Source organism: Tessaracoccus rhinocerotis (genome assembly GCF_007197885.1).
Taxonomy (GTDB): Bacteria; Actinomycetota; Actinomycetes; order Propionibacteriales; family Propionibacteriaceae; genus Arachnia; species Arachnia rhinocerotis.
The window spans coordinates 133,387-152,435 of sequence record NZ_VKKG01000003.1; the positions used below are offsets into that span (position 1 = coordinate 133,387).

Here is a 19,049-nt window from a genome sequence, read left to right on the forward strand (position 1 = left end):
TGAGGATGGAGGCATGGACAAGACACAGTTCGACCTCGTGGTCATCGGCGCCGGCTCGACCGGCGAGAACGTGGCCGACCGCGCCGCCCGTGGCGGGCTGAGCGTGGCGGTGGTGGAGAACGGCCTGGTGGGCGGTGACTGCTCCTACTGGGCGTGCATGCCCTCGAAGGCGCTGCTCAGGCCCGGCGAGGCGCTGCGCGCGGCCGAGGGCGTCGCCGGCACCGCGGCGGCGGTCTCCGGGGCCCTCGACGTCGACGCGGTCCTGCGCCGACGCGACTCGTTCGCCTCGGGATGGGACGACTCCGGGCAGGTGGAGTGGCTGGAGGGTGCCGGCCTGGTGCTGGTGCGTGGGACCGGCCGGATCACGGGCGAGCGGGAGGTCACCGTCGACACCGACGGCGGGGGCCAGCAGGTGCTGCGGGCCCGGCACGCCGTGGCCGTGTGCACCGGCACCGAGCCGCTGGTGCCCGGGATCGAGGGCCTGCGGGAGGCGCGGCCGTGGACCAGCAAGGACGCCACCAGCGCCGAGGCGGTGCCCGACAGCCTGGTGGTCATCGGAGGCGGGGTGGTGGCGTGCGAGCTGGCGACGGCGTTCGCGGACCTGGGCGCGGGGGTCACCGTCGTCGCGCGCAGCGGCCTGCTGGGATCGATGGAGCCGTTCGCCGGGGAGGCCGTGGTGGCGCGGCTGCGGGAGCGCGGCGTCGAGGTGCTGCTGGACGCCTCCGCCCGGCGGGTGACCAGGGACGACGGCGCGGTCACGGTGGAGACCGACGACGGGCGACGCGTCGTCGCTGCCGAGGTGCTGGTGGCGACGGGTCGACGCCCCCGCACCGGCGGCCTTGGCTTGGCGGCGGTGGGCCTCGCCGAGGACGAGTACCCGGAGGTGGACGACACCATGCGCGTGGTGGGCTCCGACTGGCTCTACGCCGTCGGCGACGTCAACGGCCGCGTCCTGCTCACCCACCAGGGCAAGTACCAGGCCCGGGCCGCCGGCGACGTGATCGCGGCGCGCGCGGCCGGCGGGGTCGTGGACGACGCGCCCTGGGGCCTGCACGTGGCCACGGCCGACCACCGGGCCGTGCCGCAGGTGGTCTTCAGCGACCCGCAGGTGGCCTCGGTCGGGCTCTCCTCGGCTGCGGCGCGGGAGCAGGGGCTGAACGTCTCGGTCGCCGAGTTCGAACTGGGTGACGTCGCGGGCGCCGGTCTGCACCGGGACGGCTACGAGGGCCACGCCTGCCTGGTGGTGGACGAGGACAGGTCCGTCGTCGTCGGCGCCACGTTCGTGGGACCCGACGTGGCCGAGCTGTTGCACGCCGCGACCATCGCCGTCGTGGGGGAGGTGCCGCTGGAGCGGCTCTGGCACGCAGTGCCCGCGTACCCGACGATGAGCGAGATCTGGCTGCGCCTGCTGGAGGCGCACGGTCGGCCGCGGTCAGACTGAGGGCGACGCCGCGCGTTCAGATCCAGCCGTTGCTGCGAGCGGTCCGCACGGCCTCGTGGCGGTTCGCCACGCCCAGCTTCGCCACAGCCGAACTGAGGTAGTTGCGCACGGTGCCGGGGGAGAGGTGGACGCGGGCTGCGATCTCCTCCACCGGGGCGCCGCCGTCGGCGAGTTCCAGGACGTCGGCCTCGCGGGGTGTCAGGGGTGAGTCGCCCGCGGAGATGGCGGCCGCGGACAGTTCGGGGTCGACGTAGCGCTGGCCGGCGTGGACCTGGCGGATGACGTCGGCGAGCACCCGCGCGGGCGTCGTCTTGGGCAGGAACCCTCGCGCCCCGGCGGCGAGGGCTCGTTTCAGGTAGCCGGGGCGGCCGTGCGAGGTCACGATCAGGCACCGGGTCCCGGGCGACGACGCGGCGACCGCCTCGGTGACCTCGATCCCGTCGAGGCCGGGCATCTGCAGGTCCAGCACCGCCACGTCCGGGCGGTGGTGTGCGATGCCTACGACGGCCTCGTCGCCGGAGGCGGCCTGGGCCACCACGTCGATGTCCGGCTGGAGGGACAGCATCGTGGCCAGCGCGTCGCGGACGAGCGTCTCGTCGTCGGCGAGCAGGATGCGGATCATGCGGACTCCTCGGGGACCCGGACGGTGAGTGTGAAGGTGTCGCGCTCCAGGGACGTCTCGACCGTGCCGCCGAGCTTGCGCAGCCTGCCCCGCAGGCCGTCCAACCCGCCGCCGCCGGGGCGTGGGGTGGACCGGGTGACGCCGTCGTTGGTGATCCTGACCTGCGCCGCGCCGTCGTCGGTGGTCAGCGTGATGGTGCAGTTGCGCGCGTCGGAGTGGTGGACGACGTTCGTGGCCCCCTCGCGTACGGTCCAGGCCAAGGCTTCGGCGGCGCGGGATCCGATGCCCTCGCCGTCCCCGATCAGCCGCACGCGGATCCCAGCAGCCGAGAGCATCGCGCGGGCCCCCTTCAGCTCGGCGCCCAGGTCGACGGCGCGGTACCCGGCGACTACGTCGCGGACCTCCCTCAGGCCCTCGTCGGCGAGGTCGTGGACCTCCCGCATCTCGGAGGTGGCACGCTCCACCTGCCCGGCGGTGGCCAGCTCCGCCGCGAGGTCCGCCTTCACTGCGACTGCGGTGAGAGTGCGGCCGAAGATGTCGTGCAGGTCCCGGGAGAACCGCAGCCGCTCCTCGGCCACCGCCAACTCCGAGCGGACGACGGTGAGTTCTGCCTGCTCGTGCATCAGCTTCAGCGTCCACGAGGCCAGCGCCCCGGACATCAGGATCCCGTAGGTCACCAGCCAGGAGGTGAACAGCGCGGGGAACCAACGCCCCGTCGCGAGGGTGCCGGGGTGCTGGAGGAGCCACGTCAGCACGGTGGCGGCGGCGATGGCGCTGGCGCACCAGGCGACGTGGCCCCAGCGCATCGCCGGCGCGAAGCCGAAGCCGAGGACCACCAGTGACAGCAGCAGCAGGCTGCTCGGGATGTCGAGGCCCGAGTCGCCGCCGGGTGGCGCCGCGAACGCCCCGGACCCGGCCGCGAGCAGGCACGACGCCACGAAGACCGTGACTGCCGCCCGGGGCCAGGGAGTGCCCTGGAACCTGTTGCGCACTGCCGAGCGGAGCACCCAGGCGCACGAGACCGCCGCGACGGCGAGGGCCGCCAGGTGGGCCCACGTCCACCACGAGTACGCGCTGGCCTCCGTGAGCAGGATGCCGGACAGCGGCAGCGCCATCACGGGCACGACGTAGAGGGAGACCATCGTGTACGTGTCGAACTTCCGGTACGGCGACGAGGCACCCGCCTCGTTGGCGGGTGCCTCGACGGCCGGGCTCCTGGTCATGCCACTCAACCTAGCGGCGCGGCTCGAACTTCATGTACCGGCGGGCCAGCAGGATCCCGACGGCGCACCAGGCCGCGAGCACCAGCAGCGGGAACCCGGCGGCGCCGAAGCTCTCGAGGAAACCGCCGGCGGCCTCGCCGGCCATGGTGGTGCCGTTCAGGCCGAGGCTGACCAGCTCGACGGCGGCGTTGATCGGGGTGAGGGAGGCGACGGTCTGGACGGCGTCGGGGAGCCCGGCCAGCGGGAACATCGTGCCGGCGGTCATGCCCAGCACCAGGAACACCGGGAGGGTGGAGTACTGGGCGGCCTCGACCGTGCTGGTGAACGCGGTCGACGCGGCGGCCAGCGCGACGCAGACCACCATCGTGCCCAGCACGCCGAGCAGGACCAGCAGCAGGTTGGTGACCTCCGGCACCCCGAAGGCGAGCATCGCCACGGCGCCGCCGAGCACGAGGTGCGCCACCATGATGAGCACCGACGGGACGGCGCCGGCCACGAGCGCCTCCCACTGGGTGGCCTCGCCGGTGGAGAGCCGCTTGAACACCCGGTCCTCGCGACGGGTGACGAAGATCGAGGTCAGGTTGTAGTAGACGGTCATCAGCGCGGACCAGGTCAGCACGATGCAGACGACGTAGCCGGCGAACGAGGCGCCGAGCAGTTCGGTGTTGCCCAGATTGATGAGCACGAACATGCCGGCCATCATCGGTCCCATCAGCAGGCCGGTGGCGAAGGAGGCCTTGTTGCGGCCCAGCAGCCGGGACTCGGCGCGGGCGATGGCGCTCACCCGTGCCAGGGCGCCCGTGGGGCGGTGGTTCGTGGCGGGGGCGAAGCGGGAGTCGAGGGTGGTGGTCATGGTGTCCTCCTTCAGGCGGCGACGGCCGGGACGGGGGTGTTGGACAGGGACAGGAAGGCCTGCTCGAGCGAGCCGGAGCGGGCATCGAGGTTGTCGAGGCGGGCGCCCGCGGCGTCGGCCATGCCGAGCAGGGCGCCGAGGGTGGCCTGGAGGTCGCTGCTGGTGAGGACGACGTCGTTGCGCACGGTCTGCGGGACCCGGGTCAGGCCGGGCAGGCCGGCGAGGTCCTCGAGCGGGAGCTGGGCGAGGGCCGCGGCGTCGAACTGGATCCGCGACGGCTCCTCAGCCGTGATCTGCGCGACGGTGCCCTCCCGCACGATCTGGCCCTCGGCCATGATGACGAGGCGGTCGGCGAGCTGCTCCGCCTCCTCCAGGTAATGGGTGGTCAGCAGCACTGAGGTGCCGTGGTCCAGCATCCCCTGCACGACGGCCCAGGTTGCCTCGCGGGAGGCCGGGTCGAGCCCGGTGGTGGGCTCGTCCAGGAACAGCAGCTCGGGCCGGCCGAGGGTGGCCATGGCGAGATCGAGGCGGCGGCGTTCGCCGCCGGAGAGGGACTTGACGCGGATGTCGGCACGGTGGCCGAGGTTCACGATGTCGAGGGCCTCGGGAATCGGGCGCGGCGAGGACAGGGTCCCGGACCACATCTGGAGGGTCTCGGTGACGGTCAGGTCGCCGGAGAAGCCAGCCTCCTGCAGCATGATCCCGGTGCGGGGCCGGACCTTGCTGCGCTGCTCGTGCGGGTCGTGGCCGAACACCTTGATGGTGCCGCTGGTGGCCGGCGCCATGCCCTCGAGCACCTCGACGAGGGAGGTCTTGCCGGCGCCGTTGACTCCGAGGACGGCGAGCAGTTCGCCCCGGGCGAGGGTCAGGTCGACGCCGCGGACGGCGTCGTAGGTCTTGGAGCCGGAGCCGTAGGTGCGGCGTACGTCATGGGCTTCGATCAGGCTGGTCATTTCGTCCTCCTTGGTGCTGTGCTTCCAGCATCCCGCGGGATCGGCGTCGCCAGTAGTGCGCGTGGTCACCGGTCGGGGTGAGGCCCTCACGGGTGTGCGGTGACGTTTGTCACATCCGCCCCGGTTCGGGAACTCGGGTGGGTCTCTGGCAAGCTTGGCGGGCTGGGCACTCGGCCCGGCAGATCGTGTCCGTCGGAGGCGTGGCGAGTGAGTGACTCCTACCTGAACCTGTTGCGCGCGCCCGGGGTTGCCCGGGTCATGGCCTCGCAACTGGTGGCCCGGTTCCCCACCGGCATGTTGGCGCTCGGCATCCTCATCCACATCGAGACGGTGTTCGGGTCCTACGGCGCTGCCGGCGTGGTGCTGGCGGCGATGTCGGTGGGTCAGGCGCTCGCGGGTCCGGTGACCAGCCGCATGATGGGCCGCTTCGGCGCCCGCCGGGTCCTGGTGGTGACGACGGTGCTGTGCGCCGGCTCGATGGCTGTCGTCGCGCTCGCCCCGATGCAGTTGTGGGGTTTCGTGGTGTTCGCCCTGTTGACGGGGCTGAGCTCCCCGCCGGTGCAGCCGGCCGTGCGCACCATCTATCCCAGGCTCGTGGACGTCGGGAAGCTGCCGCGACTGTTCTCCCTGGATGCCTCCGCGCAGGAGATCATCTGGGTGGCGGGCCCGCTGGTGATCACCGTGGTCTCGCGGGAGATCTCACCGGTCGTCGGGCTGCTGGTGTGCGTGGCCGTGACGCTGGCCGGCGGCGCCTGGTTCATCACGTCGAAGGAGCTCGGGACGGTCCGCATCGCGCGCAGCGAGACGCGGCTGGGTGCCGTGCTGCTGAAGCCCGGCGTGATGCTCGCCACGGTGACCGGGCTGCTGCTCATCGGTGCCGGCGCCGCGGTGGAGGTGGGCGTCGTCGCGCGGTTCGGCGAGGGCGGCCTGCAGGCGGGCGTCGTGCTGGCGCTGGCCGCGGTGGCCTCGCTCGCGGGCGGACTCACCCTCGGCCACCTTCCGCTGACGGACTGGACGCTGACCCGCCGGCTGGCCGTCGTCGCCGTCGGCACGTTCCTCGCCATCTACGTTTCCGGGGTGTGGTGGACCGGCCTGGCGATGGTGGTGTTCGGGTTCGGGATCGCGCCGGCCCTGGCCGTGATGTACACGATGGTCTCCGACTCCACGGACTTCTCCGAGAGTGCCGAGGCCTACGGCTGGATCGGCACCGGCCAACTCGTCGGGGCAGCGGTGGGCTCGGCCATCGCGGGGTTCATGATCGACGCGAACGGCCCGGCCGGCGGCTTCGCCGTCGCCGCGGTGGTTGCCGCGCTCGCCGTCGTGGCCGCCGCGCTGCTGCGGCACGCGCGCCCAAAGCGGACCGGCGCGGACCTGCTCGCCGACGCCGTCTCGGAGGGCTGAGCGCGCCCGTTCACCAACGGTTGTGGACGTCCTCGGCCCAGCCGACCACATCTTCCACCCGGTGCCACGTGCCGTCGGCGTCACGGACCCGTCCCGACCAGGTGCCGAAGCACTGGTGGGTCCTGGCGGCGAAGACCTTCAGATCCGTCACGGACTCCTTCAGGTGGAACGGCAGCAGCGTCAGCTCGACCGCCTCGCCGCTCACGCTCCACGGAGCCATCCAGTCGTCGGGGCTGTAGTCCCAGACCAGCTCCTCGCTGATCTTCGACAGTCGCCCGTCCACCAGGAGCGAGTTCTCGACCGAGCCGGTGCCGTCGGTCCACTTCCCGCCCACCTGGATGCCGATCACCTTCCCGTCGGTGCGACCCGAACCGGCGCCCCAGTTCCATCGGATGTCGTAGGGCCAACGGCCGCGGCCGTGGTCGAGCGTGGCCCAGGACTCGCCCGTGGGCACCTCGAAGGTCTCGCCGTCGACGGTGATGGTGCCGCTCGCGGGGCGCGCGACGTCCTTGACCGTGTACTGGAAGAGCTTGTCGGTCCATGGCACCACGACGCCGAGGCACTCGTGCCCCTCGGGGCGGCCGGCATGGATGTCGAACGAGACCCGGTCCCCCCGGGCTCGCAGGCGGGTGCCCGACGAGTCCTCGTTGATGGCGATCCTCACCGCGCCGCTCGACGTGCGCACGGGGCCCTGCCCCAGGGTGCCCGGCAGCTGCACGCTGCGGCCCAGGACGCCGATCGCGTCGTGCGAGATCGCCTTGCCCGTGAGGCGGTCCAGGCACCAGATGCCGTGGACCGCGGCGTAGTCGATGTCGGAGGTGACCAGCGCGACGACGTGGGTGGGCGTGGTGACCGCCCAGTACTCCCAGCGCTTGTTGCGTCCCTTCCCGAGCAGGCCGCGGCCCACGCCGTCGGTGTTCACCAGCGGCGTGCGGGTCCAGCCGACGGCCTCCGGGTTCAGCCGGCCGTCGGGGAGCGTCAGGGACACCGGTGAGGTGAGTTCGCGCTCGGGCACGGGTACTGGTGCCGGCGCGGCGACCCCGGCCGCGGCGTCGTGGCGCTGGCGCAGCCGGGCGTTGGAGCTGCGGACCCTGTCGGCGTCGACCTTGGTGACGCGCCTGTCGTAGGTGAGCAGCCCGTTGGTCTCCTGCTCGACGTCGGCCAGCTGGGTGTAGACGAAGGCGGCCAGGCCCTCGTCCAGCGCGGGCCCCACGTCGGTGTGCTGCAGCCGCAGGAACGCCCGTTCGAACTCGTCCGGGTCCGTGAACTTGCGGTAGCCGAACTCGTCCTCGCTCCAGGTGTGGCCGGGCACCCGCAGCGAGTAACCGCCGTACTCGGTCAGCGCCGCCGCGCGCGGGTCCCGAGCGTCCTTGGGGGACAGCTTGTAGCCGCGGAAGTAGACGTGGCGGCTGGCCAGGTCGCCGCCGGCCTGGTCGTGCCAGCCGGAGGCGTGGTCGACGACGCGGGTCGGGTCCAGCAGGCGGATGCGCGCGGTCACCGCCAGGGAGTCGAACTGCCCCCAGCCCTCGTTGAACGGCACCCAGACCGCGAGGCTGGGCACCGACCGCAGCAGTTCCACGGTCGCCTCCAGTTCGGAGAGGTACTCCGCGCGACCCTCCTCGTCGGCGCGCCCGAACAGGGCGTGGCGGGAGTCGTCGAGCCCGAACGGCAGCAGCACGGGCGCCTGGATCACGGCCCGCTTGTAGGTGTCCCCGCCGTTGACCATGTCCTGCCAGACGATCATCCCGAGCCGGTCGCAGTGGTGGTACCAGCGCAGCGGCTCGATCTTGATGTGCTTGCGCAGCATGTTGAACCCGAGGTCCTTCATGGTGGCGATGTCGTGCACCAGCGCCTCGTCCGAGGGCGCGGTGTAGAGCCCGTCGGGCCAATAACCCTGGTCGAGCAGGCCGGCGTGCAGGTACGGCTCGCCGTTGAGCAGCAGCCGGGTGCGGCCGTGCGCGTCCTGGCCGGTGCCGAAGGAACGCATCCCGAAGTAGCTGGTGACGCGGTCCGCGCCCAGTGAGACCTCCACGTCGTGCAGGAAGGGGTCCTCGGGGCTCCACCGTCGGGGTGCGGCGCCGAGCCGGATCCGGGTGGGGACCCCGAGTTCGACCGCCTCGCGCGCGATTTCGGCGCCCGCGGCGCGGACCAGCACCTCGGCGATCCCGGGAGCACCGGAGCCGTCGACGACTGTGACCTCCACCTCGCCGGTTGCCAGGTGCGGGGTCAGGACGAGCTGCTCGACCCACCGCGACGGTACTGACTCGGCCCACACGCTCTGCCAGATGCCTGACTGGGGGGTGTACCAGATGCCGCCCGGCTGCAGGGTCTGCTTGCCCCTGGAACGGAACGAGGTGTCGGTGACGTCGCGCACCCGGACCACCAGCTCGTGCGGGTCACCGTCGGCCAGCGCGTCGGTGACGTCGAGCGTGAACGGCAGGTAGCCGCCGCGGTGCGAGCCGACGGAGGTTCCGTCGAGCAGGACCTCGCAGTCCTGGTCGACGGCGCCGAAGTGGAGCAGCACCCGGTCACGCAGGAACCCCTCGGGCAGCTGCACGGTCCGGCGGTACCAGAGCGCCTCGTCGGGCTGCAGCACCCGGCCGACCCCGGACAGCGGGGCCTCGGGGGAGAACGGCACGATGATCTCGCCGTCCCAGTGCTGCGGTGCGGCGGTGACGTCGGCGGCGGTGAACGCGTGCTGCCAGCGGCCGTTCAGGTTGAGGTGGGAATCGCGCGCCAGCTGCGGGCGCGGGTACTCGGGCAGCACGTTCTCGGGGTCCAGGGACTCGCCCCAGGGGGTGATCATGCCGGAATCTCCTCTCGGGTGGTTGCCGCCTCGTGGCGGCGCAGGAAGAACGCGGGGACGACGATGAATGCGACGACGACGGCCGCCGCAGGGAAGATCCACGGCGTCGGGACCTGCTTCACGACGCCGAGGTCGACGTAGGTCTCGGCGGCGCCGGAGATCACGGCCGCCCCGATGAACGGGCCCACCACCATGGGGATGAGGATGGCGAACACCATCCGCAGGCCCTGGACCTGTCCGGCCCGGTCGGGCGGCGTCAGGTTGCGCACGGTGGCGGAGACGGCGGCCACCCCGAGCATGAACCCGGACATCATCACGGTGCCGGCGAGCGTCACCGACACCATGCCGCGGGCCGGGAACATCAGCAGCAGGCCCACCGCGTACAGCGCCGCCACCGGAAGGATCCCGCGCTGGGGGCCAGCCTTGTCCAGCACGCGCCCGCCGACGACGCTGACCACCGACGCCGTGAGCAGCGTCACCGCCAGCACGATCGGGTAGCCGTCGATGCGCAGGTAGCGCTGCACGTAGATGATCAGGAACGGCAGGAACACCTGCGTGCTGGTGCCGAGCACCGCCCACGCCGCGAGCGTGATGTACAACTGGGGGTTGGCGCGCATCGTGGCGGGCCGCAGGCCGTGCAGCACCGAGGACAGGTAGCTCCCGCCGGGTCGGGGTCGGGCCGGCTCGCGCAACCCGAACCAGGCCAGCATCCCGACGAGCGCCGTCACGCCACCGATGATCGAGAAGAAGGTCAGCCAGCGACCGCCCTGGGTGAGCGGGTCGAGCGCACCGAACACCACCAGCATCGCCAGCAGTGGCATGGTCGCGAGCACGCCGTCGACCTTGCCCCGGTTGTGCTCGTCGGTGGAGTCGGTGACCCAGGCGTTGAAGGCTGCGTCGTTCGCGGTGGCACCCAGCACGCTCATCACGCAGTCGAGCACGATGATGCCGACGACGGCCAGGACCACTGCGTCGACGCCCGGGGCCAGGGCGGCGGCCGTCTCGACGTCCACCAGCCCGAACGCCGCGGTGGTGAGGCCCCAGGCCACGTAGCCGACGGCGATGAACTCGCGGCGGCGGCCCGTGCGGTCGGACCAGGCCCCGGCCAGCAGCGTCGCGACGGTGGCCGCGAGGGCGCTGGCGGCCACCAGGGCGGCGAGCACCGCCGGGTTGTCGGTGATCGTGTCGTGGACGAACACGTTGAGGTACATGTTCTCGATGGTCCAGGCGAGCTGCCCGGTCAGCCCGAGGACGGCCACCCAGAACCAGAGGCGACGCCCCACTCGGCCTTGAGTCATGCCGACACCCTAGTGGCAAGGCCCGGGGCGGCAGGCGCCCTCAGGCCTCGTCGGCCAGTGACGGGTCCGCCCGGAGTGCCAGGAGGCGGGGGGCCTGGATGCAGTAGGAGTCCAGCAGGAGTTCGGCGAGCTCCTCCCAGTCGGTGGCGTCGTCGACCATCAGCCCCACGGCGTCCTCACCCACGACGAAGTACGGCTCGCCCATGTTCGCGAATGCCGCCGCCTCGTCGGGGCGCGCACGGAACGTGATGCGGAAGCGCTGGTCGTGCCCGCCGAAGATGTGGGCGACGGTCGCACCCTGCACGCGCCACCTGACACCGGTCCACGCCGGGTCCTCCTCGCACCGGGGGAACGCGCTCAGGATCGCGTCCGTGCGGCGGACCCACTCCTCTGGGACGTCGGGTCTTCTCGGCTGGGACACGGAGAAATCCTGCCACGGGGGCCTGACAGTCAGGAACCGATCAGGCCTTGGCGGTGACGCGCCGGTTGTGGGCGCGCGCGACGGCGACCCAGTCGGCCAACTGCTCGTCGTCGCCGACCGTCTCCGGCGAGACCTCGATCCAACCCGGACCCATCTCGCGTCCCGGCCCCATCTCGGCCTGGCGGGCGCCGGGGCGGCGCAGCAGTTCGTCGTGTTGCTCCGCGGCCACCCGCACGAGCAGACCGCCGTCCTTCAGGGCGCTCACGGCCAGCTTCTCGTTGACCATGAAGGACCTGCCGCCGAACATGGACACCTCGCGGACCGAGGGCTCGTCGGCCAGGTGATCGCGGATCCTGATGGCCAGGGCTTCCTGCATGGGGGTCATGGGGCCGATTCTGCAACACAGGGCGGACCGACGCGCCGAAACCGACCTCACGCGACGCCGGCACCCAGCACGAGGCCGAGCGCGGCGGCCGCCGTCGCAAGGACGACGACCCCGAGTCCGTTCACGATCGCGGTGCCCCGCCGACCCTCCTGCAGCAGGCGGACGGTCTCGAAGCTCGCGGTGGAGAAGGTGGTGTAGCCGCCCAGGAACCCGGTGCCGAGCACAAGGTGCCAGCCTTCGGGCACCAGCGCCGACGTCGCCAGGCCGGTGAGCAGGCCGAGGGCGAACGAGCCGGTCAGGTTGATCGAGATGGTGCCCAGCGGCAGGCCGCTCCTCGGGGAGTGGGCCGTGAGGAAACCGTCGAAGACGAAGCGGCACACGGCGCCGAGACCACCGGCCAGTGCCAGGGCGAGGAAGACGGGCAGGGTCATCGTCGCCCCCCGGCCGCGATCCCCAGCCACGTCGCGGCGCCGCCGACGAGGACCGTGCCGAGCCCGAACAGGAGTGCCGGCCCCAGCCGCCCGTCGCCGAGCAGGACCGCCGTGCCCGTCGCGAGGGTGCTGTAGGTGGTGAACCCGCCCATGAAGCCGGTTCCCAGCAGCAGGCGCAGGGCACGGTTGCGGCCGTGGTCGGGACCCAGCCGGGCCAGTGACTCGAGCAGGAGACCCAGGGCGAACGCACCCAGCACGTTGACCGCCACGATGGTCCAGGCGACGCCGTCGACGGGTGGGAGGGCCAGGCTCAGGGCCTCGCGGCTGCCCGTGCCCAGCGTCCCGCCGAGGAACACGAGCAGCAACGCGCGCGGGTCGCGGTACGGCACCCGGGGCGACGGGGGAGTGCCCGGCCCGAGCGGGTCGTCGACGCCGACGTCGGGGTCCAGCGGCAGCTCGCCGTGGTGCCCGGGCCGGAGGTCTCGCACGGGGTGTCCCACCTCAGGCGGACTCACGGGCGCGGAGGTCGGAGATGATGGCGGCGTAGCGCTGCTCGTCGATCCGGTACTTGGTGCGCAGGATCACCCAGCTCAGCACCATCAGCAGCATCGGGATGATCATCATCACGATCTTGAACACACCTGCACCGGCCTCGGTCATCTCCGCGGGCGAGGAGATCTCGCTGATGCCGGACCACACCAGAGCGATCCCCACCAGCGCGGTGCCCAGCGCGTTGGACCCCTTGTAGATGAAAGGTTGCAGCGAGAACGTGATGGACTCGTTGCGACGGCCGAGCTTCCACTCGCCGTACTCGACGCAATCGGCCACGAACATCAGCATCAGCAGCTGGATGAAGGCCTGCCCGACGAACAGCAGCACGCCGGCCGCGCCGATCACCAGCATGTTCTGGCCCGCCAGCGCGAACACGAGCAGTCCGACGACGCACAGCACCGTCGCCAGCAGGTGGATGGCCCGACGGCGCAGCACCCTCGCCACCAGCGGGAAGACCGCCAGCCCGGCCAGCTGGGCCACGCCCAGGACGATGGCGAAGACCGAGTACATGCCCTCGTCGCCGTAGACGTACTTGAAGTAGTAGATGCCCAGGCTGGTGGTGCCGCTGTAGCCGGCCATGAACAGCAGCATGCCGAGGGTGACCCACAGCAGCTGGTCATTCTTCCCGATCACCCGCACGAGGTCGCGGACCGGGGTGTGCTCGGCCGGCACCTCCACCCGCTGCCGCGCGAACAGGACGGTCAACGACTGGAACGCCACCATCACCACGGAGAGGATGATCGCAAGCGCGAACCAGCCCTGCTGCAGGCTCCCGAACCGCTCGCCCAGCATCGTCGTCACCGGCACGATGGCGGCCACCACCGAGAACAGCCCGATGTTGGCGCAGATCCGCGCGATCACGCCGATGGCCTCGCGCTCCTTCTGGTTGCGGGTCAGCGACGGCAACAGGCCGTAGAAGGAGATGTCGTTGATGGTGTAGCTGATCTCCCAGCCCAGGTAGACCAGCGTGAACACGACGAGGAACGCCACCCCCTGCAGCCCGGTGTCCACGAACATCAGCACCGTGGTGAGTCCCCAAAGCAGTGCCCCGACGGTGATCCACGGCTTGAACTTGCCCCAGCGGGTGCGGGTGTTGTCCACGAGCACGCCCATGAACGGGTCGTTGACCGCGTCGAAGATGCGCATCACCACGAGGATCACCGTGACCGCCGCCACCATCGAGCCCGAGACGTCGAGCACCTCGGTCAGGTAGAACATCAGGAACATGCTCACCATGGCGGCTGTCATGTCGCGGCCCAGCGTGCCCAGCCCGAAGGCCATCCGGTTGCGCCAGGGCCGCGGGTCGACGACGTCGCCGGGGTGGGGGCCGGTCGCGGCTGCGGTGCTCACGTGGCACAGTCTCGCACGCCGAGGCCGGGCGGGTGGACCTGCCCCGAACAGCGGTTTGCGAGCCGTCGAGCGCCTAGTGTGGGGAAAAGTCCGCACCGTTGGAAGGAGAGCCGCATGACCGAGCAGCCCAACACCGAGGAGACCCAGCGAACGCACTCGGAGGAGCCCGCGGAGGGCGCCGTCGATCCCGGCGACGAGACCCCCGAGCGGGAGCATCCGCAGGCACCCGCCGAGGGCCGCGACGCCGCGGAGTGAACCGCGACGGTGGGTCGGCTGCGGGGACCCGCCGACCCACCGCAGGTTTGCGGACCAGTAGCCTTGGATCACGCCAGCCGATCCGAGGAGACCCGATGATCGAACACCTCGCCGTCCGCCTGCGTGGCACCGTCGCCGCGCACGCCGACCGCACCGCCACCCGCATCCGCCGCGACGACGCGTGGGAGACCCAGACCTTCGCCCAGTTCGGGCGCAAGGTCGACGAGGTGGCCCAGGGCCTGCTCGACCTGGGCATCGAGCCGGGCGACCGGATCGGTCTGTTCGCCGCCAACTCACCCGAGTGGTCCGAGATCGACTTCGGTGCGCTCACCGCGCGCGCCGTGCCCGTCCCGCTCTACTCCACCTCCACCCCGGAGCAGATCCGCCACATCGCGGGTGACTCGGACGTCCGCGTCATGTTCGTCGGAGGCCGGTCCGAGGCCGAGCGCCTGCTGGAGGTCACCGACGAGCTGCCCGCGCTCGAGCGGGTCGTCGTGATCGAGCCGTGGGAGCCGCTGCCCGAGGGCGTCGTCTCCTACGACGACTTCCGCAGCACCCCGGACGACGGCGCCATCGCGGCGCGGCTGAATGACGCCCGGGGCGAGGACCTCGCCTCCATCATCTACACCTCCGGCACCACGGGCGACCCCAAGGGCGTCATGCTCGAGCACCAGGCGCTGATCAAGCAGAAGGAGGCCCTCGAGGAGCTCTTCTCGTTCGGCCCCGAGGACCACTCCCTCGCGTTCCTGCCGCTGTCGCACGCCCTCGAGCGCGCCTGGACAACCGTCGTCCTGCTCAAGGGCTGCATGAACACCTACGTCGCCAACGCCCGCACCGTCGCGGAGCAGATGGTGTTGGCGAAGCCGACGCTGATGGTGAGCGTCCCCAAGCTCTACGAGACCGTGTTCGCGACCGCGCACGCGAAGGTGGCGTCGTCGGCGGTGAAGCGCCGGATCTTCAGCTGGGCGCTGCGGGTGGGCGCCAAGAACCAGCACGCCTACCGGCAGGGTCGCACGCCCTCGCCGTGGTGGCGTGCCCAGCTGCCGCTGGCAGACAAGCTGGTGCTCGGCAACGTGCGCGACGCCCTCGGCGGACCCAAGACAGTCCTGGCCTGCGGCGGGGCGCCCATCCGCAAGGAGATCGAGGAGTTCTTCTCGGCCGTCGGCATGCCCGTGTCCACCGGCTACGGCCTCACGGAGGCGTCGCCGCTGGTCAGCTTCAACTCGCCCGAGGGTTTCAAGATCGGCACCGCCGGTCGCGTGATGAAGGGCTCGGAGCTGAAGATTGGCGAGTACGGCGAGATCCTCTACCGCGGCCCCAACGTGATGGCCGGCTACTGGCGCAACCAGGAGGCCACCGACGAGGCCATCGTGGACGGCTGGCTCCACACCGGCGACGCCGGCTACGTCGACACCGACGGCTACCTGGTGATCACCGACCGCATCAAGGACATCATCGTCACCCTCGGCGGCAAGAACGTCGCCCCGCAGCCCATCGAGGGGCTGATCCTCTCCGACCCGCTGTTCGAGCACGCCGTCCTGCTCGGCGACAACCGGCCCTTCATCACCCTGCTGGTCAAGCCGTCGCTGCCGCAGGTGGAGGAGCTGGCCAAGATCGGCGACTGGCCCGGCGAGGTCGCCGACTGGCTGAAGAGCAACGAGCTGCGCGAAGAACTGCGCAGGCGGGTGGAGGCCATCACGGCGCACCTGCCGTCGCAGGACCGTCCCAAGGAGACCGCCGTCATGGACGAGGACCTGACCATGGAGAACGGTTTGCTCACGCCCACGCTGAAGGTTCGCCGTCGGCAGGTGGAGGAGAAGTTCAAGGCCGCCATCGAGGAGATGTACACGCGGCTGGAGCGTCTCCGCAAGGGAGAGTAGATGGGCCGCGGCGGCAGGGAGACCTGGTGGTCGCAGTGGCCGGTGGCTATCCTGGTGGGACTCGGTGCCCTGTCCATGGTCCTGACCGGTGTGCTGCCGCTGCTGGTGTTCGCGCTGCTGGCGGGTCCCGGGAACCTGTCGTCGGGCACCGACCTCGCGCCCGAGGCCGGGCCGGGGATCGGGATCCGGATCGCGTACGTGGCCCTCGGCATCGCCCTGCTGGCGATCCCGGCCTTCGTGGTCTGGTCCGCCCGACGGCGCCTGCTCGGCTTCCTGCTGCTCGGCCTGATCGCCGCCGTGCTGGTGATGTGCTGGGGGCTCGCAATGCTGGGCATCCTCTGACCTGGCCTCGACCCGCGGCCAGCGAGACGGCACCCCCGTTGGTCGAGTGGCGCCGCGAGGAACGAGCGACGCGTGTCGAGACCAAACCCACTCAGCCCCGGCCGACCACCTCGGCGTCGCGCTGGGCGGTGACTGCCAGCTCGGCCGCGCGGAACGCGTGCTCCTGGGTCATCGCGTTCTCGGTGCGGTTCAGGCAGTCCAGTACGAGCTGCCCGAAGTAGGGGAAGCCGACGGTGCCCGTGACGTCGACGTGGTGCTCGCCCTCGCCGTCGACCAGGAACACGTGCCCGCCGCCCTGTCCCGTGGCGATGTTCACGTACTTGCGGAGCTCGATGTAGCCCTCCGTGCCCAGGACGAACGTGCGGCCGTCGCCCCAGTTGCTGAGGCCGTCGGGGGTGAACCAGTCCACGCGCAGGTAGCCGGTGGCGCCGGTGTCCATCACGACGGAGGCCTCCCCGAAGTCGTCGAGCTCCGGGTGCTCGGGGTGGGCGTGGTTCGCGATCGCGGAATGCGTCAGCCGCGCGGAGCCTGCCCCGGCGAAGGTGAGCATCTGGTCGAACTGGTGGCTGCCGATGTCGCACAGGATGCCGCCGTAGGACGCCTTCTCGAAGAACCAGTCGGGCCGGCCCGTCCCGAGCCGGTGCGGTCCCATCCCCATCACCTGGATCACGCGGCCGATCGCGCCCCGGCCGATCAGCTGCTCGGCCATCACCGCGGCCTCGTTGTGGATCCGCTCGGAGTAGTACACGGCGTACTTTCGGCCGGTGCGGGCGGTGGCCTCGCGGGCGGCGGCGAGCTGCGCATGCGTGGTCAGGGGCGCCTTGTCCGTGAAGTAGTCCTTGCCCGCCTCCATCACGCGCAGCCCCAACGCGCACCTCTCGGACGTGACGGCGGCACCGGCGACCAGCGCGACGTCGTCGTCGGCGAGCACCTCCTCCTCGCTGCGGGCGACCGCGACGTCGGGGAAGCGCCTCCGGAAGGCCGCCGCCTTCTCCGGGTCCCGGTCGTAGACCCACTTCGGGGTGGCGCCCGCGCCGACCAGGCCTTCGGTCATGCCGTAGATGTGGCCGTGGTCCAGGTGCATCACCCCGAAGGTGAACTCGCCGGGCCCGACGACGGGGCTCGGCATCGGGTCGGGGGCGTAGGTGGCGCCGTCGGATGTCATGGCTCAACTCCTGCTGTGTGGTTCCCCGTGGCCCCCACCCTAGTGGTGCGGTCGCGCTTTGTTTTGGACCGGCGACGCGGCACGATTGACCGCATGGGTCTGATGGATTTCCTGGGCAAGAAGCTGCCGGGTCTCGGCGTCGACGACGCCATGCTCGCGCTCAGCCGTGGAGCCGTCCTGGTGGACGTGCGCACGCAGCGCGAGTACGAGGCGGGACACGCCCCCGGCGCCCGCCCCGTCGATCCCAAGGAACTCCAGACCGACCACGTCGCTGCAATCTTCGGCGACGACCCGCTGGCCGAGCACGACGCCGCCATCATCGTCATGTGCGACAACGGGCTGCGCTCGTCCGTGGCGGCCGCACAACTGCGTGAGAAGGGCGTGCTCGCCGAGTGCATCGCGGGCGGTCTGATCGCCTGGTCCAGGGACGGCAACCCCGTGATCCCGGGTCCGTACCGGAGGCGACGATGAACTGGGTGCGGGCGGGAATCGTCGGCGCCGCCGTGGTGGGCCTCGGGGTCCTCGCGGCGGACTACCTGAACGGGCGCAGGACCGTGAACCGCCACGTCGACGAGTACGCCACGCACTGGGGCAACCGCCCCACCGAGCATCCCGCCGACGTGTTGCACTACGTTGCGCTCGGCGACTCGGCGGCGCAGGGCGTGGGTGCCTCGAGGGTGGACAAGGGCTACGTCGGCCTGCTCGCCACCCGACTGTCCGAGGCGACGGGCCGTCCGGTGGCCGTCACGAACCTGTCCGTCTCCGGTGCGGTCAGCGCCGACGTCGTGCGCGACCAGCTGGCCACCTTCCGGTCCCTGCCGTTCACCCCGGACGTGGTCACCATGGACATCGGCGCGAACGACGTGATCTTTCCCCACAGCAACCTGGAGAAGTTCACGGACTCGCTGTCCACCATCCTCTCCACGGTCCCCCGTGGCAGTTTCATCGCGGACGTGCCGTGGGTGATGATCCCGGGCATGGACAGGCAGTCGGTGGCGATGGCGCAGAAGGCGGCCGAGCTGGTGGCCGAGCGCGGCCACCACCTGGTGGAGCTGCACGAGCCGTCCCGCAAGCTCGGGTACTTCCGCTACCACCGCAGTACGGCGAAGGACTGGTTCCACCCCAACGACGAGGGCTACCGGGCCTGGGCCGACGCGTTCTGGGACGCGATCGAGGCCTCGGGCGTGCTGCCCAACCTCGCGGCGTCGCGCTGACGCCTGCTGCGGACAGCGGTCGCGCCGGGTCGTCGCGGCTGTGATTTCGCCGGGTAGCTCGGGCTCGGGTAGAGTCGGGAGTCGGCCGACACACGTCGGCCACGCCCTCCTGCCGCGGGAACCGCCCGTGGCCGTTAGTCCGAAGGAGGTTGGGCTGCGCATGCGCAAGTACGAAGTCATGATTCTCATCGACTCAGACGTGGATGAGCGACAGGTTCCCACCGTCGTTGACAAGCACCTCGAAACCATCACCAAGGGTGGCGGAACGGTCGACAACATCGACATCTGGGGCCGCCGTCGTCTCGCCTACGACATCAACAAGAAGTCCGAAGCCCTCTACGCCGTGGTCCAGCTCACCGCTGAGCCCGCCGTCGTCAAGGAGATGGACCGTCTCATGGGCATCGACGAGCAGATCGTCCGGACCAAGGTTCTCCGTCTCGAGGACTGAGTTTTCCAC

At 71.1% G+C, this 19,049-nt stretch carries 20 protein-coding genes; 8 read left to right on the forward strand and 12 right to left on the reverse strand.

Annotated elements, in window-relative coordinates; translation table 11 throughout:
* Positions 1–13 precede the first annotated feature (13 nt).
* Positions 14–1,441, forward strand: coding sequence for a dihydrolipoyl dehydrogenase family protein (locus tag FOJ82_RS08760; RefSeq protein WP_143938112.1), 1,428 nt, complete (start codon positions 14–16; stop codon positions 1,439–1,441).
* Positions 1,442–1,457: 16 nt separating this feature from the next.
* On the opposite strand, the gene FOJ82_RS08765 is transcribed toward FOJ82_RS08760, so the two are convergent.
* From FOJ82_RS08765 to FOJ82_RS08780, 4 genes are read right to left on the reverse strand one after another with little or no spacing between them, the layout of a single operon-like run.
* Positions 1,458–2,063, reverse strand: a complete 606-nt coding sequence (locus FOJ82_RS08765; protein ID WP_143938113.1) for a response regulator transcription factor — start codon at positions 2,061–2,063, stop codon at positions 1,458–1,460.
* Positions 2,060–3,286 (reverse strand): histidine kinase, encoded by a 1,227-nt coding sequence (locus FOJ82_RS08770; RefSeq protein ID WP_143938114.1) that lies wholly within the window; start codon positions 3,284–3,286, stop codon positions 2,060–2,062. Before FOJ82_RS08770 ends, FOJ82_RS08765 begins: the two co-directional genes overlap by 4 nt.
* A 10-nt stretch (positions 3,287–3,296) precedes the next feature.
* Complete coding sequence (locus FOJ82_RS08775) at positions 3,297–4,139, reverse strand: ABC transporter permease (protein WP_143938115.1); 843 nt, start codon at positions 4,137–4,139, stop codon at positions 3,297–3,299.
* 11 nt (positions 4,140–4,150) lie between these two features.
* A complete protein-coding gene (locus FOJ82_RS08780; protein ID WP_143938116.1) occupies positions 4,151–5,092 on the reverse strand; it encodes an ABC transporter ATP-binding protein in 942 nt (313 codons plus the stop codon).
* A gap of 207 nt (positions 5,093–5,299) precedes the next feature.
* On the opposite strand from FOJ82_RS08780, the gene FOJ82_RS08785 reads away from it, so the two are divergent.
* On the forward strand, positions 5,300–6,493 hold the full coding sequence (locus FOJ82_RS08785) for an MFS transporter (RefSeq protein WP_221933082.1): 1,194 nt from the start codon (positions 5,300–5,302) through the stop codon (positions 6,491–6,493).
* Positions 6,494–6,503: 10 nt separating this feature from the next.
* Here the strand turns inward: FOJ82_RS08785 and FOJ82_RS08790 are convergent, their stop codons facing one another.
* The 7 genes from FOJ82_RS08790 to FOJ82_RS08820 are packed head-to-tail and all read right to left on the reverse strand — an operon-like array spanning position 6,504 to position 13,736.
* Positions 6,504–9,299, reverse strand: coding sequence for a DUF2804 family protein (locus tag FOJ82_RS08790; RefSeq protein ID WP_143938117.1), 2,796 nt, complete (start codon positions 9,297–9,299; stop codon positions 6,504–6,506).
* Positions 9,296–10,597, reverse strand: a complete 1,302-nt coding sequence (locus FOJ82_RS08795) for an MFS transporter (protein WP_143938118.1) — start codon at positions 10,595–10,597, stop codon at positions 9,296–9,298. The genes FOJ82_RS08790 and FOJ82_RS08795 overlap by 4 nt, the downstream gene beginning before the upstream one ends.
* Before the next feature lie 40 nt (positions 10,598–10,637).
* Positions 10,638–11,018 (reverse strand): MmcQ/YjbR family DNA-binding protein, encoded by a 381-nt coding sequence (locus FOJ82_RS08800; RefSeq protein WP_143938119.1) that lies wholly within the window; start codon positions 11,016–11,018, stop codon positions 10,638–10,640.
* A gap of 40 nt (positions 11,019–11,058) precedes the next feature.
* A complete protein-coding gene (locus tag FOJ82_RS08805; RefSeq protein ID WP_143938120.1) occupies positions 11,059–11,403 on the reverse strand; it encodes a TfoX/Sxy family protein in 345 nt (114 codons plus the stop codon).
* Between the two features lie 47 nt (positions 11,404–11,450).
* Positions 11,451–11,834, reverse strand: coding sequence for a fluoride efflux transporter CrcB (crcB, locus tag FOJ82_RS08810; RefSeq protein ID WP_143938121.1), 384 nt, complete (start codon positions 11,832–11,834; stop codon positions 11,451–11,453).
* On the reverse strand, positions 11,831–12,322 hold the full coding sequence (locus FOJ82_RS08815; RefSeq protein WP_246099815.1) for a fluoride efflux transporter FluC: 492 nt from the start codon (positions 12,320–12,322) through the stop codon (positions 11,831–11,833). Before FOJ82_RS08815 ends, crcB begins: the two co-directional genes overlap by 4 nt.
* Before the next feature lie 13 nt (positions 12,323–12,335).
* Positions 12,336–13,736, reverse strand: coding sequence for a glycoside-pentoside-hexuronide (GPH):cation symporter (locus FOJ82_RS08820; protein WP_246099816.1), 1,401 nt, complete (start codon positions 13,734–13,736; stop codon positions 12,336–12,338).
* Positions 13,737–13,850: 114 nt separating this feature from the next.
* Here FOJ82_RS08820 and FOJ82_RS16195 point away from each other — a divergent pair, with 114 nt between their 5' ends.
* From FOJ82_RS16195 to FOJ82_RS08830, 3 genes are all read left to right on the forward strand, one after another.
* The gene (locus tag FOJ82_RS16195; protein WP_185975695.1) at positions 13,851–13,991 is read left to right on the forward strand and encodes a hypothetical protein; all 141 of its coding nucleotides are present in this window, start codon (positions 13,851–13,853) and stop codon (positions 13,989–13,991) included.
* A 95-nt stretch (positions 13,992–14,086) separates the two neighbouring features.
* Positions 14,087–15,871: an AMP-dependent synthetase/ligase gene (locus FOJ82_RS08825; protein WP_143938122.1), complete on the forward strand. Its 1,785-nt coding sequence runs from the start codon at positions 14,087–14,089 to the stop codon at positions 15,869–15,871.
* Positions 15,872–16,213 carry a hypothetical protein gene (locus FOJ82_RS08830; RefSeq protein ID WP_143938123.1) on the forward strand — a complete coding sequence of 114 codons (342 nt, stop codon included), beginning with the start codon at positions 15,872–15,874 and terminating at the stop codon, positions 16,211–16,213. It begins immediately after the preceding gene.
* 91 nt (positions 16,214–16,304) lie between these two features.
* On the opposite strand, the gene FOJ82_RS08835 is transcribed toward FOJ82_RS08830, so the two are convergent.
* The gene (locus FOJ82_RS08835) at positions 16,305–17,378 is read right to left on the reverse strand and encodes a Gfo/Idh/MocA family protein (protein ID WP_143938124.1); all 1,074 of its coding nucleotides are present in this window, start codon (positions 17,376–17,378) and stop codon (positions 16,305–16,307) included.
* A gap of 93 nt (positions 17,379–17,471) precedes the next feature.
* On the opposite strand from FOJ82_RS08835, the gene FOJ82_RS08840 reads away from it, so the two are divergent.
* The 3 genes from FOJ82_RS08840 to rpsF all read left to right on the forward strand — a co-directional run bounded on the left by FOJ82_RS08840 (position 17,472) and on the right by rpsF (position 19,040).
* A complete protein-coding gene (locus FOJ82_RS08840) occupies positions 17,472–17,849 on the forward strand; it encodes a rhodanese-like domain-containing protein (RefSeq protein ID WP_143938125.1) in 378 nt (125 codons plus the stop codon).
* A complete protein-coding gene (locus FOJ82_RS08845; protein ID WP_143938126.1) occupies positions 17,846–18,592 on the forward strand; it encodes an SGNH/GDSL hydrolase family protein in 747 nt (248 codons plus the stop codon). Before FOJ82_RS08840 ends, FOJ82_RS08845 begins: the two co-directional genes overlap by 4 nt.
* 160 nt (positions 18,593–18,752) lie before the next feature.
* Positions 18,753–19,040: a 30S ribosomal protein S6 gene (gene rpsF / locus FOJ82_RS08850; RefSeq protein WP_143938127.1), complete on the forward strand. Its 288-nt coding sequence runs from the start codon at positions 18,753–18,755 to the stop codon at positions 19,038–19,040.
* Positions 19,041–19,049 lie beyond the last annotated feature (9 nt).